The organism is Pseudoalteromonas arctica A 37-1-2, assembly GCF_000238395.3.
In the GTDB taxonomy this organism is placed as follows: Bacteria; Pseudomonadota; Gammaproteobacteria; order Enterobacterales; family Alteromonadaceae; genus Pseudoalteromonas; species Pseudoalteromonas arctica.
This window is the reverse complement of record NZ_CP011026.1, coordinates 411157-427697: the sequence shown is the minus strand read 5'-3', so window position 1 is coordinate 427697 and position 16541 is coordinate 411157. Positions and strand designations below refer to the sequence as shown.

Annotated in this window: 13 protein-coding genes; 5 read left to right on the top strand and 8 right to left on the bottom strand. The window is 37.9% G+C overall.

Going from position 1 to position 16541, the window contains the following annotated elements:
• Positions 1-78 precede the first annotated feature (78 nt).
• Both rlmF and ltaE read left to right on the top strand, forming a co-directional pair.
• Complete coding sequence (gene rlmF / locus PARC_RS19395; RefSeq protein WP_010553995.1) at positions 79-1011, top strand: 23S rRNA (adenine(1618)-N(6))-methyltransferase RlmF; 933 nt, start codon at positions 79-81, stop codon at positions 1009-1011.
• A 40-nt stretch (positions 1012-1051) separates the two neighbouring features.
• A complete protein-coding gene (ltaE, locus tag PARC_RS19390; RefSeq protein ID WP_010553996.1) occupies positions 1052-2056 on the top strand; it encodes a low-specificity L-threonine aldolase in 1005 nt (334 codons plus the stop codon).
• Here ltaE and PARC_RS19385 read toward each other — a convergent pair.
• The 8 genes from PARC_RS19385 to PARC_RS19350 form a co-directional block, all read right to left on the bottom strand.
• Positions 2030-2623, bottom strand: a complete 594-nt coding sequence (locus PARC_RS19385; RefSeq protein WP_010553997.1) for a thymidine kinase — start codon at positions 2621-2623, stop codon at positions 2030-2032. The genes ltaE and PARC_RS19385 overlap by 27 nt on opposite strands.
• Positions 2624-2705: 82 nt before the next feature.
• Complete coding sequence (locus PARC_RS19380) at positions 2706-3497, bottom strand: amino acid ABC transporter substrate-binding protein (protein WP_010553998.1); 792 nt, start codon at positions 3495-3497, stop codon at positions 2706-2708.
• Between the two features lie 75 nt (positions 3498-3572).
• Complete coding sequence (locus PARC_RS19375; RefSeq protein ID WP_010553999.1) at positions 3573-4043, bottom strand: methylated-DNA--[protein]-cysteine S-methyltransferase; 471 nt, start codon at positions 4041-4043, stop codon at positions 3573-3575.
• Positions 4043-5395 (bottom strand): DNA-3-methyladenine glycosylase 2 family protein, encoded by a 1353-nt coding sequence (locus tag PARC_RS19370; protein WP_010554000.1) that lies wholly within the window; start codon positions 5393-5395, stop codon positions 4043-4045. Before PARC_RS19370 ends, PARC_RS19375 begins: the two co-directional genes overlap by 1 nt.
• A gap of 74 nt (positions 5396-5469) precedes the next feature.
• A complete protein-coding gene (locus PARC_RS19365) occupies positions 5470-6081 on the bottom strand; it encodes a superoxide dismutase (RefSeq protein ID WP_010554001.1) in 612 nt (203 codons plus the stop codon).
• Positions 6082-6097: 16 nt separating this feature from the next.
• Entirely contained in the window at positions 6098-6604 is a 507-nt protein-coding gene (locus PARC_RS19360; RefSeq protein ID WP_007582333.1) for a DUF2753 family protein, read from the bottom strand.
• Between the two features lie 79 nt (positions 6605-6683).
• The gene (locus PARC_RS19355) at positions 6684-7166 is read right to left on the bottom strand and encodes a GNAT family N-acetyltransferase (RefSeq protein ID WP_010554002.1); all 483 of its coding nucleotides are present in this window, start codon (positions 7164-7166) and stop codon (positions 6684-6686) included.
• A 12-nt stretch (positions 7167-7178) separates the two neighbouring features.
• Positions 7179-11942, bottom strand: coding sequence for a PAS domain-containing protein (locus PARC_RS19350; RefSeq protein ID WP_010554003.1), 4764 nt, complete (start codon positions 11940-11942; stop codon positions 7179-7181).
• Positions 11943-12193: 251 nt separating this feature from the next.
• On the opposite strand from PARC_RS19350, the gene PARC_RS19345 reads away from it, so the two are divergent.
• From PARC_RS19345 to PARC_RS19335, 3 genes are all read left to right on the top strand, one after another.
• Positions 12194-13060 carry a cation diffusion facilitator family transporter gene (locus tag PARC_RS19345; RefSeq protein ID WP_010554004.1) on the top strand — a complete coding sequence of 289 codons (867 nt, stop codon included), beginning with the start codon at positions 12194-12196 and terminating at the stop codon, positions 13058-13060.
• A gap of 114 nt (positions 13061-13174) precedes the next feature.
• Positions 13175-14245, top strand: a complete 1071-nt coding sequence (locus tag PARC_RS19340) for a PepSY-associated TM helix domain-containing protein (RefSeq protein ID WP_010554005.1) — start codon at positions 13175-13177, stop codon at positions 14243-14245.
• 72 nt (positions 14246-14317) lie between these two features.
• Positions 14318-16453, top strand: a complete 2136-nt coding sequence (locus PARC_RS19335; protein WP_010554006.1) for a TonB-dependent receptor — start codon at positions 14318-14320, stop codon at positions 16451-16453.
• The last annotated feature ends 88 nt before the right edge of the window (positions 16454-16541 follow it).

The window sequence follows — 16541 nt, the reverse complement described above, 5'->3', positions numbered from 1 at the left end:
TACCAAAGGAAATGTCTGCACTTTACTCATCAGCATTTGTTACAATCACCACATCATATCTGTTGTTAAAATGAAGCCATGAAAGAAAATAATACACGTTCAAAACTACACCCTCGTAACCTACATAAAAATGGGTACGACTTCGATTTATTAACAACAGAGCACCCTGCTCTACTGCCTTTTGTTATAACCACACCTGCAGGTACTAAAAGTATTGATTTTAGTGATAACAAAGCCGTTAAAACACTCAATCAAGCTCTTTTAAAAGCACATTATAATATTGATTTTTGGGATATTCCTGAGCACAATTTATGTCCACCTATACCTGGGCGTGTTGACTATATTCATTACTTAGCTGACTTATTAAGTGATGATAATCAACAACAAATACCTTTAGGTAAGCAAATTAAAGTGCTTGATATTGGCACTGGCGCTAACTTAGTTTATCCGCTTACTGGTACAAGTGAATATAAGTGGCATTTTACAGGGACTGATATTGATGCAGCTTCGGTAAAAATAGCAAAGCAAATTGCTCAGTTTAATAATTTAAAAATAACCCTAAAACAACAAAAAAACGCATCACATATTTTTAAAGGCGTTGTAAATCAAAAAGATCTATATCATTTAACGCTCTGTAACCCTCCGTTTCATGCAAGCGAAGAAGAGGCAAGTAAAGGCAGTGAACGGAAGTGGAAAAACCTAGGAAAAACACCCAGTAGCGCACTTAATTTTGGTGGTCATAATAATGAATTATGGTGTGAAGGCGGTGAAGTACAGTTTATCTCTAACATGATTAAAGAGAGCGAAGACTTTGCAGAGCAAGTACTGTGGTTTACGTCGTTAGTATCCAAAAAAGATAATATTGCAGCTCTTGAAGAAGTATTAAAAGCCCACCCAATAGCACAATATAAAATAGTTGATATGGCACAAGGTCAAAAAATCAGCCGCTTTATTGCATGGACTTACTTTGATAAAGACACTCGTGAGCAAATTTGTAGCGAGCTTGATTAATACCAATTTTATTAAAAACAATAAAAAGGATAAGGCAATCATGATAGATTTTCGCTCTGATACAGTTACAAAACCAACAAACACAATGCGCGATATTATGTACAACGCACCGGTTGGTGACGATGTATACGGTGATGATGAAAGCGTTAACCAACTAGAAGCCTATGCGTGTAAGCGTTTTAACTTTAAAGCCGCACTTTATTGTAGCTCAGGTACACAAGCCAATTTACTTGCAATAATGGCGCATTGTGAGCGAGGTGACGAATACATTTGTGGCCAAAATGCTCACAATTATAAGTTTGAGGGTGGCGGAGCAGCTGTTTTAGGGTCTGTGCAACCACAGCCTATTGAAAATGAAGCCGATGGTAGCATCCCCTTCAGTAAAATAGCTGCAGCAATAAAACCAGACGATTGCCATTTTGCAAACACGCGATTACTTAGCTTAGAAAATACCATAGGCGGAAAAGTGCTCCCGCTTGAGTACTTAGCCCAAGCTCGTGACTTTGTTAATACGTATAATTTAGCGCTGCACTTAGACGGCGCACGTGCTTTTAATGCCGCTGTTGAGCTAAATGTTGATATCACTGAAATCACAAAGCACTTTGACTCAATTTCTATTTGTTTATCTAAAGGTTTGGGGGCGCCCGTAGGCTCTTTATTATTAGGCTCACCAGCACTTATTAATAAAGCAAGACGATGGAGAAAAGTACTTGGTGGCGGTATGCGCCAAGCCGGAATGCTTGCAGCTGCCGGGCAGTTTGCACTTGAGCACAATGTAGAGCGCTTAAAAGACGATCATGAAAATGCACGCTATTTGGCTCAACAATTAAGTGAAATCAGTGGCTTTACTGTAGATATGAGTAACACCACTAATATGGTTTACGCAACATACACTAGCAGTATAAACATTGAAGAGATTGCTGAGGCACTTAAACAACAAGGTATACTATTTAGCCCAAGCAAGCAGCTTAGGCTAGTAACGCATTTAGATATTACGCGCGAAGATATTGATACATTTTTAAATGCTTTGTCGGCCCATATTTAACGCGGCTTTATAATGTTTGCGGCATACCGAAACGTATCGGTCATTGCCGCCAATTTCTACTTGGTTACCATCGGCTATTGCTTCACCATTTTCATCGGTACGCAGTACATGGTTTGCTTTACGTCCACAGTGGCATACAGTTTTAAGCTCAACTAACTTATCAGCCCACGCAAGCAAATATTGCGACCCTATAAATAGCTCGCCTCTAAAGTCGTTACGCAAGCCATAACACAATACCGGTATACCTAATTCATCAACCACATCGGTTAATTGCATTACTTGTTCTTTTGATAAAAATTGGCACTCGTCAACTAACACACAATGGCGTTTTTTTTCATTATTGAGTGATTGAATAAGATCAAAAACATCTTTGCTAGCATCAAATACATGCGCATCTGCTTGCAAGCCAATACGAGACGATACTTTACCCACGCCTTGTCTATCATCAATGGCAGCAGTAAGGATCACAGGTTCCATGCCACGTTCTTTATAATTAAATGCAGATTGTAATAACGTGGTTGATTTACCTGCATTCATTGCAGAGTAGTAAAAGTATAATTGAGCCATTGTGGTGCCATTTTATAAAAAGTGCGCTTATGCTACCTTAATATTAAATTAATACCAATTTACAAACGCGAATTTAATGAGGTTATTTAGGTGTTTGTAAGTATTTAATATACACAGGTGCACTTTCAAATTTTGATAACCACTGCCACATTTGCAAGCTTAGAGCATTATTTTCTTCATAGAATTTTTTTGAAAATACAAGGTAATCATGGCTGGTTTCGTAAGGGGGATAAATAGGTTTAACATTATTACCCTCATACGGATAACTCGACACTTTTAAGCCATCTACTTGGCATAGATCAACGCTCGCCTGCACTACCCCCTTATCTAACAACTCAAAAGCTTTGCTTTTAGAAAACGTATTATGAATAAAAAATGGTTCTTCTTTCAACGCGCTATTTAGTCCATAGCCATTAGGAATAGCTATCGTAAATGCTTTATTTTGAAATACTTCGCGAGTCTCCCATTCTTTATGAAATTTATAACGCCCTATAAGGCAGCTACTAAATTCACTTACTGCATAGTCATCTTGTAACTTACCTTGCTGATCAACAGGGTAAACAGCAACGTTTTCTCGTCCTTTGCGGTAACTGGCAATAACAGCATTAACTCGATTAAATTCTAAATCGCTTAAGCATCTACGCCATGGTTTTCTAACAAACTTAATCTCAACACCATCAATCGCTTTATCTAATAAACTTAAAACCTCAACTGAGGCATCAGGTTGATCAATAGGTATAGCCTTATCAACACCTAAAAATAGTGGTGCTGCGTTTTTATCTTCATAACAAAAAAGTAATTCTTTGGCCGTAACGCCATCGCAAAAAACAATACACTTCAAAACAAAAATATAAAGTAACGTTCTAATTTTCATAGTGATTTTTATTTATAAACTAAATCTACAGTGTAGTATGTAGAACTAAACATACAAAATATTCGTTAAATTAATTTACATTAATCCTTCGTGTTTCAGCAACCAAAGTTTCCTATCAAGCCCACCAGCATAGCCCGTTAACTTTGCATTTGCGCCAATAATTCGGTGGCAAGGCACTATAATACTAATCGGATTTTTACCATTCGCAGCGCCTACTGCCCTCACTGCTTTTGGATTATTGAGTTGGTTTGCAATATAGCCGTATGTTTGCGACTGTCCAAAAGGTACCGTTAATAGTGCTTGCCATACGCTTTGTTGAAATACCGTACCGTTTGTATCAAGTGGTACATCAAAAGTAGTGCGTTTTTTTGCAAAGTACTCATTTAACTGCGCAGCACAAATAAGCACCGCCTTGTTAGTAACTTGCTCAAATGGCGTATAAGGGTGTTCAACTGGTGGATAAAACCCAACGTAACTCACGCCTTTCTCGGTCGCTTGAATAATTATGTCGTCTATAGGGCTCGAAATGGATGTTTGAATGATCATTATAATTGCTGCCAAAGTTGAAAAGTTAAGTAAGAGCGAAAAGGAGCGCTGTTAGTAGGTACGAAAGGGTTTGCCGCCGCTTGAGCTTTTTTAACACCTAAGTCGCCATCAAGTAATATATCGGGCTGGCTTTGCCCTCGCAACTTTGCATAATTTACCGTCCAAGGACCAATTCCCTTTAAATTAAGCCATTCGTCTAAATCGTCATTTTCAGGATTTAGTGCACAAAACTGGGCTAAGTTGTGTAGCGCATTTTTGCGTGCTTGTGGCATTTTAAAAAATGCAAAATCACTATTAGCAACAATTTTAGCCGTAGGAAAATAAACGGCATCGCCCTCTTTTTCGCCTAATTCATCAACTAACTTTGTTACTAAATTATGCGCCGCAGTAACACTCACTTGTTGTCCGAGTACCGCCCTTATACCGGCTTCAAAACTTGACCAAATCCCTGGAAGTCTGAGCCCTTCACACACTGTAAACGCATTGTTTATATTGGCGCTTAAATGCGTTTCAATTAAATTAATATCGGCATCTAAATCAAGAACACGGCGTATATTATTTATAACAGGTTGTAAGTACACCGTATTGTCTATATTGATAGATACACTAAAGTGGTTTTTACTCGCTATAAATTCAGCGGTAAAGCTTCCTTTATATTCCTCACTTGCAAAAGTACGTCCGTAGCTCGTTTGTGTTATCCACTCCATTGGTTTTATCAAGCGCCGTTGTAAAAAGCCCTGCAAAGCAGGCCAATTATAAGGCGGCCTAAATGGCAGGGTTAAAGTGAGTGTTGACGTTGGTTTTTTATCGCCACTGCGCAGCTTCGAGGGAGCTATATTTAACTGCTGTAAAAATGCATCATTAAAGCGCCTAATGCTTTTAAAACCTGCGGAAAACGCTATTTCGGTAAGGGGTAAATGTGTTTCTTGAATCAGCTTTTTAGCAAAGTGACATTGGTTAAATAATCGATATTGCGTAATCGACACGCCAAAATACTGCTTAAACAACTGTCTTAAATAACGACTACTTACACCTAAACGAGCTGCTAATTTTTCGCAGTCGTGCTCGTCATTTTGATCTATTAACTGTTTTGCTCTAAGTGCAGTCGTTTTTGTACCCTGCCATGCTGCGCTGCCAGGGGCACTATCGGGCCTGCAACGAATGCAGGGTCTAAAACCATCTTGCGCCGCGTTATGGGCAAACTGATAATACGTGACGTTTTTTTCGTGTGCGGTAGGAGCTGGGCAAATAGGTCTGCAATAAATACCGGTACTTTTTACCGCTACGTAAAAAAGCCCGTCAAAACGAGGATCGCGACTCTGACGTGCTTTTTGCCAATGTGAAGTGTCCATAAACGGCTCTATAAGTTAACCTAATAAAGCCTAGCTTATACAAAAAAAACTGTATTACTAGCCATATTCGGCACTCAACCAATAGCCAATAAATAGCGATTTTGTACTTCTTGCCAATTAATTACATTATAAAATGCAGCAATATAGTCAGGACGCTTATTTTGATACTTCAAATAATAGGCATGCTCCCATACATCAAGTCCCAAAATAGGGATATTTCCCTGCATTAAAGGGCAATCTTGATTAGCACTATTTTCTACAATCAACTTTTCATCCGGCGTTACACATAACCACGCCCAACCACTACCAAATTGGCTAATTGCCGCAGCTGTAAATTGGTCTTTAAATTTATCAAAACTGCCTAGTTGCTCATTTATAATCTGAGCCACAATACCTTCAGGTTCACCTCCTCCTTGTGGGCTCATTACTTGCCAAAATAAGCTGTGATTAAAATGCCCTCCTACATGCTCTTGTACTGCTTTTTGCAAATTACTAGGCAGGCTGTTTATTCCCTTAAGTAATTTTTCAGCATTTGCGGTTGCATATACAGTATCTGCTAAAGCAGCATTGGCTTTATTGATATACGTTTGATGATGCAATGTGTGGTGAATATGCATAGTTTTGCGGTCTAAATGAGGCTCAAGCGCATCATATTCATAATCAAGTGCTGGCAATGTAAACGCCATAAATTACTCCTTTATTTTAATGTAGCAGGCTGTTTGTTGAGTCTTTAGAGCATAAGCAAAAATTCACTTGCTCTATTAGCTCAGGTAAAAAATGATAGCGTCTTGCAAATGATACAAGTTCAGAGGAAGTTTTAATGTAATGATGCTTACTCACTTTTTGTATATCGTAATGAGTATGCTTAATTAATGAAGAGAGTGTTAAGTGTACTTCGCATAGCCATTTGCATGCATTTTCAGGCTGTTGCATAGCTATATAGGTATCAGCTAAATTATGCGACGCAACAACAAGTGCGGGTATACAGTGCTCAATAGCATGAATGACAGTGTTATTAATCTGAGCATATAAAAACTGCTGAAGAAGATGATCTGCAAGTGTTTTAGCTAATAAGTATTTATCGCGGGCTTCGAGAAGTGCACCTTGTTCAAATGCATAATTACCTTGCATTATATTCGACTGCCAAGGGCTTAATGCTTGATCAAGATAAAGTAAATCTGAGTGGGGTTGTTTTTGACTTGAGATCATATAATCATCTGCACGTTTATTTATGAGTGTGTATTTAACTTACACACCCACAAAACTAAATGCAAATGATTTTCATTAACTACTTAGCGAAGTCTAATAATTCCTGCCCTGTTAAGCGATATATAATCCATTCGTTTTGAGGCTTTGCACCAATGCTATTGTAAAAATCGATAGCGGGTTTATTCCAATCAAGCACTACCCATTCAAAACGCCCACAGTTATTACTAATCGCCTTATTAGCTAAGTGCTTCATAATGGCTTTACCTGCGCCATTGCCACGGCTATCTGGGCTTACGTATAAATCTTCAAGGTATAGGCCATTTTTACCTAACCAGGTAGAGTAATTATAAAAATATACCGCAAAACCAATTGGCTCATTACCTTCTAAACAAATTATGCTGTGCGCAGTTGCACCTTCACTAAACAGAGTATCTAAAATTGCCTGCTCGTCTGTTTTTACTGCATCAGGTTCTTTTTCATATATGGCAAGTTCGGTAATAAAGTGCAAAATTGTTTTTGCGTCACTTGGTTTTGCATCACGTATTATAACGGGTTGGCTCATTGTATTTTTACCTTAAATATACTGCTCTAATTTATCTTTTAAAATATCTAATTGAATAGGTTTACTCAAGTAGTCATCCATTCCAGCTGTTATACAACGCTCTTTATCTGAGTTCATTGCATTTGCGGTGATAGCGATTATTTTAATGTTTTTATGCTGTATGCCCGCCACGCCTTTACGAATAGCAGCGGTTGCTGCAAAACCATCCATAACAGGCATTTGGCAATCCATAAGTACGAGCTTAAAGTATCCTGAATCATGCGCTTCTAATATATCAATCGCTAATTGGCCATTCCCAGCAATAGTAACGTCACAATTAAGCTTTTTGAGCATTAATTTAGCCACCTGTTGGTTAATTGGATTATCTTCCACCAGTAGTATTTGGGAAAACTCCTGCATCTTTTCTTTTTTAAGTGACGAAATATAGCCTGACGTAACAAGTGGGAGCGTCTCGCCTGCATCATTACTCGTTATAACCGACAGTGCAGAAATTAAATCGGCAGTGGTTACTGGTTTAGGAAAATATGCCTGAAAGCCAGCATCAGAATAACGCTGCGCGCCTTCCATACCTGCAATACTAGTCATCATTACAAGTGGCATTGATTTATAATGTTCATGTGCTTTTAGTGCTTTACACAACTCTATGCCATCCATTCCTGGCATTTGCATATCAAGCACTGCAATGTCGTACATGCAACTTTTATCTTTATATTGCTGCGCGCACATATCAAGTGCTTCATGTGCATCACATGCGAGTGCAACCTTAGCGCCCCAATGTTCAAGCTGTTGTGAAATTACAATTCGATTTGTCTCGTTATCGTCAACAACTAAAACTGTTAGCTCTTCCATATTAATATTAGGAATATAACGCTCTTTTTGATCTCCCGGAGTTAACATTATAGTGGCGGTAAAGGTACTCCCTTTACCTGCTTCACTTGTAAGAGAAATTGCTCCTCCCATTAACTCACAAAGCTGCTTACAAATAGCCAGCCCTAAGCCACTGCCCCCGTATTCACGCGTTGTTGATGCATCTACCTGAGAAAAAGGGGTAAATAACTGCTGTTGCTTTTCTTCACTTATTCCTATGCCTGAATCTTTTATACTTGCAACAAATTCTAAACCTTGAGCCACTTTATTAATTTTGGCGCTTACCACAACCTCGCCCTTACTCGTAAACTTAACGGCGTTACTCAGCAAATTAGTAAGTACTTGTCGAATGCGCCCAGGATCTCCGCATAACTGCGAAGGCTCTAGCGCTACCAAATCTAAAATTATTTCTATACCTTTTTCTTGAGCAGTCAATGCTTGTGCGGCAGCAACTTCGCCAATTAAATCACGTCCATTAAAGTTAATCTCTTCAAGTTCGATTTTACCCGCTTCGGCTTTAGAGAAATCTAAAATATCGTTAATTACACCCAATAAAGAATGCGCACTTGTTTTGGCTATACCTACTTTTGTTTCTATTGGTTTAGAGAGTGACTCTAATTGAACAAGTTCTAGCATACCGAGTACACCATTCATTGGCGTTCTTATTTCATGGCTCATGGTTGCTAAAAATTGGCTCTTCGCAATGGCTGCATCTTCTGCTTTTACAAGGGCTACTTTTAACTCCTCACTGATTACTTTTCGTTGCTGAGAAATTAAAGTACTTCCCACTAAAGTAGCCAATGATCGAAGATACGTTTCTTCACTTTGCGTCCAATTGTGATGTTCGCCTACCGTTTCAGCGCACAAAATACCTAAATTACCATCACCAGTTGCTATTACTGCATCAAGCATCGATTTAATATTTAATGGCTTTGTATACGCTTCTATAAAATCAACAGTTGCTGGGTGCGTATAAACATCATCAATGGCTACTAAGTTTTGCTTATAAATGGCGCTATAATATGCAGGGTAGTCTTTAGCAGTTAAAACAGCATCTGTATCTACAAACCCTTGTCCATCTATGTATAAACTATGACACGTCATTACATCTCGTTGATCGTTAAAAATCCATACCGACGCACGTGCAACATTTAGCACTTCGCACATAGATTTAACGGCTAGCTTTTTAACTTGCTCTACATCACTATTTTGCACTTCAGGTGCGACTGTAAGCGCGGCTAAATTTTTGTTATAGCGGTTTGCTTTTTCGCTTTCGAGTTCAAGGCGCTTATGTGCATCAATACTTTGAAATGAGCCAAAAACACGTACGCATTTACCATCTTTAAGCTCTGCTTGGCCCATCGATTTAACCCAACGTTCTTGTCCCGAATAGGTCAAAATAATAAGCTCTACACTCCAGCTTTCACCTAAAGTCACAGCGCATTCAAATAAGGTACTTATAGTGTCTCGGTGTATTCCTGGTTTATAAAAATCAATAGCAGTATCTATCCTCGGCTCAAATCCCTCTGGTACTTCGTGGATAACTTTAACTTCATCAGACCAATAAAGAGTATGCGCATCTAGGTCCATCTCCCATGCACCAATCTGTCCTTGCTTACTCATTGATTCAAGCAGGCTTTGCTGACGGCTTATTTTTAATTGTGTATTGTAACGTTCTGTAATATCTAAAATAAATCCATCTAAATACAATATATTGCCATCATCTGCGTAAATCGCTTGGCCTTTTTCGTTTACCCAATGCAAAGAGCCATCGCGGGCTTTAATTCTATACTCAACAGACCATGACTGCTTAGCGCTAACACAACGGATAATTTCATCTTTGATTTTTTGAGAATCGTCTTCACATATTAAATCAAAGAAGCAAAGGTCTTCATTGTGTATCAACTCACCGGGTGAATAACCGGTTATTTCACTCGCTTGCTCGCTCATGTAAAGCATGCTTAATTTGTCATCAAACTTACATCTATAAATTATGCCGGGGATATTTGATACCAAAGATGCAAATCTGTCTCGACTTCCTTGTAGCTCAAGCTCTGTAGATTTTCGATCTGATATATCTAAATGCGTACCGATCATGCGTTTTGGAGAGCCATCGGTATTCCACTCAACTATTTTTGCAGTATCGAGAACCCAAATCCAATGTCCATTTTTATGCTTCATGCGGGCTTCACTAACATAATAGTCAGTCTCGCCGGAAAAATACGCTTGAAGTTTTTTCTCCGACATAGCTAAATCATCAGGGTGAGCGTAGGTATACCAAGTATCTATAGTACAAGGTTCAATATCACTGAGCTTGTAACCTATAATCTCGGCCCAGCGGTTATTAAATGTCACATTTTTAGTATCAATGTACCAATCCCAAATACCCACTGCTGTTGAGTCAATCACTAGTTGTAGCTGTGTTTTGTGCTGTTCAAGCTCTAGCTCTTGTAACTTAAGCGCTGTAATGTCGGTACGAATAGCAATATAGTTTTGTGGTATACCGTTTTCATCTAAAAATGGTGCAATGGTGGTATCTACCCAATAAAAACCACCATTTTTAGCTTTATTACAGATTTGCCCGTTCCATACATCACCGCGTTTAAGCGTTTTGTACATATTTTTAAAGAATTCTTTTTCGTGTTTACCTGAATTTAAAAGGCGATGGTTTTCGCCTATTAATTCATGTTCGTCGAAACCACTGATCTCACAAAATTTCTTATTTACAAAAGTAATAGTGCCATGTAAGTCAGTTACCGCAACAATGGCATGTTCATCTAATGCACTTTTTTGTTCTGCTAATTGTTTTAACGCAATTTGAAGTGCCGAACGTTGTTTTTGTAATATACTTTGTTGTTCTTCTTTTACGGCTACTAACTTACGTAAGCCTAATGAAAGCTGATTAAATTCAATGCTATCGTTTATTATTGGAACTTTAACTAAATCGCCTTTTGTAATATTTTCGACAATTTTAGCTAAGTTAATTAAAGGCTGAGACAGCCGGCGACCAAACCACCACGACAACGTTAATATCAGCAGTAAGGCACCTGAATTAGTTAATACAGCGAGCTGCTTATAATAATTAGCACCTTGTAGTGCGACTTCTTTTGGTTTTGATACAAGTAGCTGCCAGCCAGACTCATTTAAAAACTCTAATGAATTAATATACCCATATAAAGTGACTTCATTTTTATCAATATAAGAAAAAACACGTTGTATTGGTGAGCCATTTTGAGAGAAAAATGATGGTTGGGTATCGTCTGAAATATTACTTTTTTGAATTTTATTATTGTGCATAACATAAAATGTTATGTCTTTATTAGCAGCGTGTATTTTACTTAGATTATTTAATAAGCCATTTAAATTTATATCTGCAAGCAATATTGCTTGTAGCTTATTTTCATCATTTAATATCGGTAAGCCAATAATATGATATTCACGCCCTGAGGCAGTCATTGACTGGAATTGGATTTTACCTGTATTTATAATCCCAGAACGTATGTTATTAAAGCGCGGCTCTTCAATAACATTTAAAAAAGGTGATGAAGGTAGTGAATTAACGAGGTTTACATCAATAAGCTCTACATGATTAACAAAATCATACTGCTCAATAAATTGATTAATTAATTTTTGCTTTTTATTGGGGCTGATATCAAATTGTGATCTAAGCAAATATAAATCTTTAACATGGTCTGTAAACCAAATATCAGCAAATTGCTTACCTATATTATTAAGCTCGTTAAGTTCAGTGTCTGCATTTTGTTTAAGCGTGCTATTTACATGTTCAAGACTAAACCACGTAAGTATACAAAGTGGCCCTAAGGCTATAATTATAAAGGTTATAATTAACTTACTTCGAACAGACTGTCCTTTACCTGTTAATTCACCAAAGTTTAAACCTTTGTCCATGCTTAATATCCAGCAACTTATAATCATTTAATATTACTTACATTAATGCACTAAATATATAAAGACGCAAGTTTTGAGCGGTAAACTCCTTAAAAACTGGGTATTTAGCGTTACAATCTTAAATTCACATTTTTTAAAAAATACGCCTTTATTACTAACTTATAATTACACTTGCTTACGCTACAACTTCTGTAGCTGTTTTAAACTCCTCGTGATATAAGCAGTATTTAATCAATGCGTTTGAGGGCATTATGGCGCACGATCACTCACATAGTCATGTAGACGAAAACCAAAGCAATAAACAGCTCACCGTCGCTGTGGTTATTAATGTATTGCTAACCGTAGCCCAAGTTATTGGCGGGATATTTTCGGGCAGCTTGTCACTTATAGCCGATGCCCTTCATAATTTAAGTGATGCTGCCGCTATATTTATAGCCTTGGTTGCACGTAAAGTTGGTAATAAGCCTGCTGACGGCACTCATCATTTTGGCTATAAACGCGCTGAAATACTTGCCACACTTTTTAATAGCAGTACATTAATATTAATTGGCGTGTATTTAATTTTTGAAGCCATTTCGAGCTATTTAAACCCTCAACCAATTAATGGCTGGATAGTTGTGTGGGTGGCAGCAATAGCGTTGGTAATTGATTTAGCAACCGCATTTTTAACCTACCGAGCGGGAGCAAATCACAGTATAAATATAAAAGCGGCCTTTATTCATAACGTATCAGATGCAATGGCATCTATTGTTGTTATTATTGCAGGCACCTTAATTATTTTATACCAATGGTATATTGTTGATTTAATTGCCACTGTGCTTATTTCTGTGTATGTAATTTATCATGGCATTTTACTATTAAAGCAAAGCTGCAAAATTTTAATGCAAGCAGCGCCTAGCAACATTGATACACACGCAATATCACATGCTATTAGCAATGAATTTAATATCGAATCGGTAGTTAGCATTAAGCTTTGGCAACTAGATGATAAAGAAAATTATTGTGAGCTTGTTATTAGCACTCAGCACTTAATTAATTTGCCAACAATAAAAAGCTTTTTACACGACAATTTTAATATCGAAAATTGCATAATAGAAATCCGACCAATCGCAAATTAAAGCCCAATTTAATGTTCTTAATAACAAGCTAAACCAAATACATAACTATTTAATTGAAAACAGCTCGTATTATCATTTACAATATTGCCATTAACTCATAATGAGATACCGTTTTTGAAACTTTGGTTACGTAGAATTCATTTAGGCCTTGCCCTTATTAGCGGACTATTTTTATTAATAGTGAGCTTAACCGGTGCTGTTATGATTTATGCAAAAGATATACAGCACTTAATAGAGCCTGCAAAATGGCAAGTAACACCACAAGAAAATTTAATGCCTTACGATGAACTTATACAAAATGTACAAGCTCAAACTAAGCAAAAAATCACTTTTTTTATGCCAGAGCAAGCGCCAAACGCCGCATGGCAATTTAGGTTAGCCAATAAACATTACGCCAGTGTTAATCCCTACTCTGGGAGTGTACTAAACGTCTATGAATCAACAGATACTATTTATGGGTTTGCGATGGGATTGCATCGCTGGCTGTTGTTTGAAAACAGTAAGGGTGAAAAAACCTTTCGAAATTGGATGTCGGTGTGTGCATTGCTACTTTTAATAAATGTATTACTCGGCTTTTATTTATGGGTAAAGCCCAAAAACAGAGTTAAACGTTTAGCTATAAAACCAAAAGCCAAATTTAGAGTGCTCATGTATCAATTACATACAGTGCTTGGTGTTTACTTTTTTATACCCCTTATGCTTATTGCCTTTACTGGTATGGCATTTAACTGGAAAACACAAACTCAATCTGTATTAGAATTTGTAACGTTTAATAAAGTAGAACAAAGACCTGAAGCGCCAAAAATAATAGCCCCTTCTCAAGCTGCGTTAAACTACAATCAAGCAATTAAAAATGCAGAGAACGTATTTCCAGATGGCAAAGTATATAGAATTTACTTACCTAAAAAGGATGACGAAGTAATTGCACTGAGAATGCAAAACCCTGGCGAAAGCCACGCTTACAGTTGGGTTTGGACTAACCCATTTACTGGTAAAGTATTAAACTCATTTGACGCCAGTAAAACCAACTTTACAACACAAGCATGGAACTTTAAGTATAAGTTTCACATTGGTGATTTTGCAGGTCCTATTGTGCAGTTTTTATGGTTATTAATAGCCCTTTCACTCGCATTTTTTATTGTAAGCGGTGTATATTTTTGGTTAAAACGCCATAAATGGAAATAAATCTCATTAACACTTGCGTCATTAGTTGATAATAATTACCATTACGTAAATTATTATCAACTAAGACACCCCATGTTAAAAACTTCGCTTTGCCTTATTGCTGTTGCAATCAGTACTAACACGTTAGCAAATGAAAATAATAAAAATGAATACACTTCTGATCAGTTAGAGCATGTCATTGTATCTGGCAGCCGCATATCAGAGAACATTGACGAAGTACCTGCCTCGATTACCGTTATTAATCAGCAACAAATACAACAGCATTTAAAAGTAAGCTCAGAGCTGGGAAGTTTACTCGCGCAAATGGTTCCTGGCCTTGCTCCCAATACTGGCAGTTCAAGTAATTCAGGACAAACACTACGCGGCCGCGCGCCATTAATAATGATTGATGGTGTACCGCAATCAACCCCTCTTCGTAATGGTTCTTTAGGCGTAAAAACGCTTGATGCAAGTGCCATAGCGCGCATTGAAGTCATAAAAGGGGCAACGTCTATTTATGGTAATGGTGCCTCAGGTGGCATTATTAACTACATAACAAAACAGGCTCGCAGTGATGGAAAACCTGAAGGTGAAATAAGTATTTCAAGCCGCTTTAGCGCTGTTAAATTAGCAGAAAGTGGCGGCGGTAGAATAGCGGCCGCAGTAAACGGAAAGCTCGACAAACTAAGCTACCTGTTAACGGCAAGTTATGAAGAAAACGGCGTACAACGCGATGCAGAGGGCGATATTTTAGGCTTACAATATGGTTTATCTGACTCTGAAACTCAAAACTATTTTACCAAACTAACTTATGATTTTGACGACGAAAAGCAACTGCAGTTTAGCTATAACTTTTACAGCTCACAGCAAAAAACTGATTTAGGCGATGTTACTGGCGATGGCAATATAGGGGAAAAAACATACGCTATACACGTCCCCTTAGAGCTTCAAAAACAAGGTAAACCGCAAGGCCCAGAAGGCAACGAAAATATAACCCTAAAATATGTTGATTACGCGTTGTTTGAAAACACACAAATGACCCTCGATCTGTATAAACAAAATATAGAAAACGTATTCTTTTTCTCAACCGCTTTAGCCAATCTTGATGAAGGTTATAGCGGTGGTCAATCGGTTATTAAATCAGACAAGCAAGGTGCCAGAGCTACATTTAATAGTCAGTTTGATTTTGAAAACGTAACAGCCACCCTAATCTACGGTATTGATGCCTTAAACGATAAAACATCGCAACCTTTAGTAGATGGCCGTGTGTGGGTGCCAGAAATGGACATGGAAAGTGTGGCAGGCTTTTTACAAACAAAATGGGTAATAAACGACGACATTATTGTAAAAGCGGGTGTAAGAAACGAAAGCATTGATTTGAGCGTAAGTGACTACCAAACGCTAAAACTTTGCAAAACCGCATCGCAATGTTCAGTACCATTAAATGTGCGTGGCGACACCATTAATTACGATGCAACAACCTATAATGCCGGTATTAAATATAACTTAACAGATGCCTTTAGCCCGTTCTTTAGTTACTCACAGGGCTCTGATATTTCTGATATTGGTCGCCTACTTCGCGCAGCAACCGTTGACGATATTGCACTTATTCAAACACAAGCCTCAATAATCGACAATTACGAAGTTGGTTTTACCTCACAGTTTGAAAACGTGCGTTTTGAATTTGCTCTTTACAGAAGTACCTCAGAGCTTGGTACAAGTAATGAGTATAATGAAATAACGGGTGTTTACGAACCTGTGCGTGCACCACAAGAAATATGGGGTTACGAAGGGTTAGTTAACTACACTATTACCCAAGACCTTAAATTAAGCGCCACATACAGTTACGTAGAAGGTAAAAACACCGAAGCTGATGACTATCTAGGCGCAAGTCAAATTAGCCCACCTAAAGCAACAGCGAATGTAACGTGGCAAACAAATGACGAGCTATCGCTTGCAATGAGCTTTTTATATGTAGGCGACAGAAAGCGCTTTGATAAAAATGCACAAGGCCAATACTCTGGCGATCAGGGCCCTGTTAGTAGCTACAATACATTTAACTTAAGTGGCCAATACAATGTTAACGCTCAATGGAGTGGTTATTTTGGAATAGAAAACCTATTCAATAGTGACTACTACCCAGCCCGCGCACAGGCATACACCTACGGTGGATACAATATTAAAGGATTAGGCACAACGGCAACGCTGGGTGCTAAATATCAATTTTAACAAATAAACACACGTTATAGGCATGCCCTGCATGCCTATATGCTCAACAAATCCCGCATAAATAAACGTCTCAATTTTTATTTAGGGC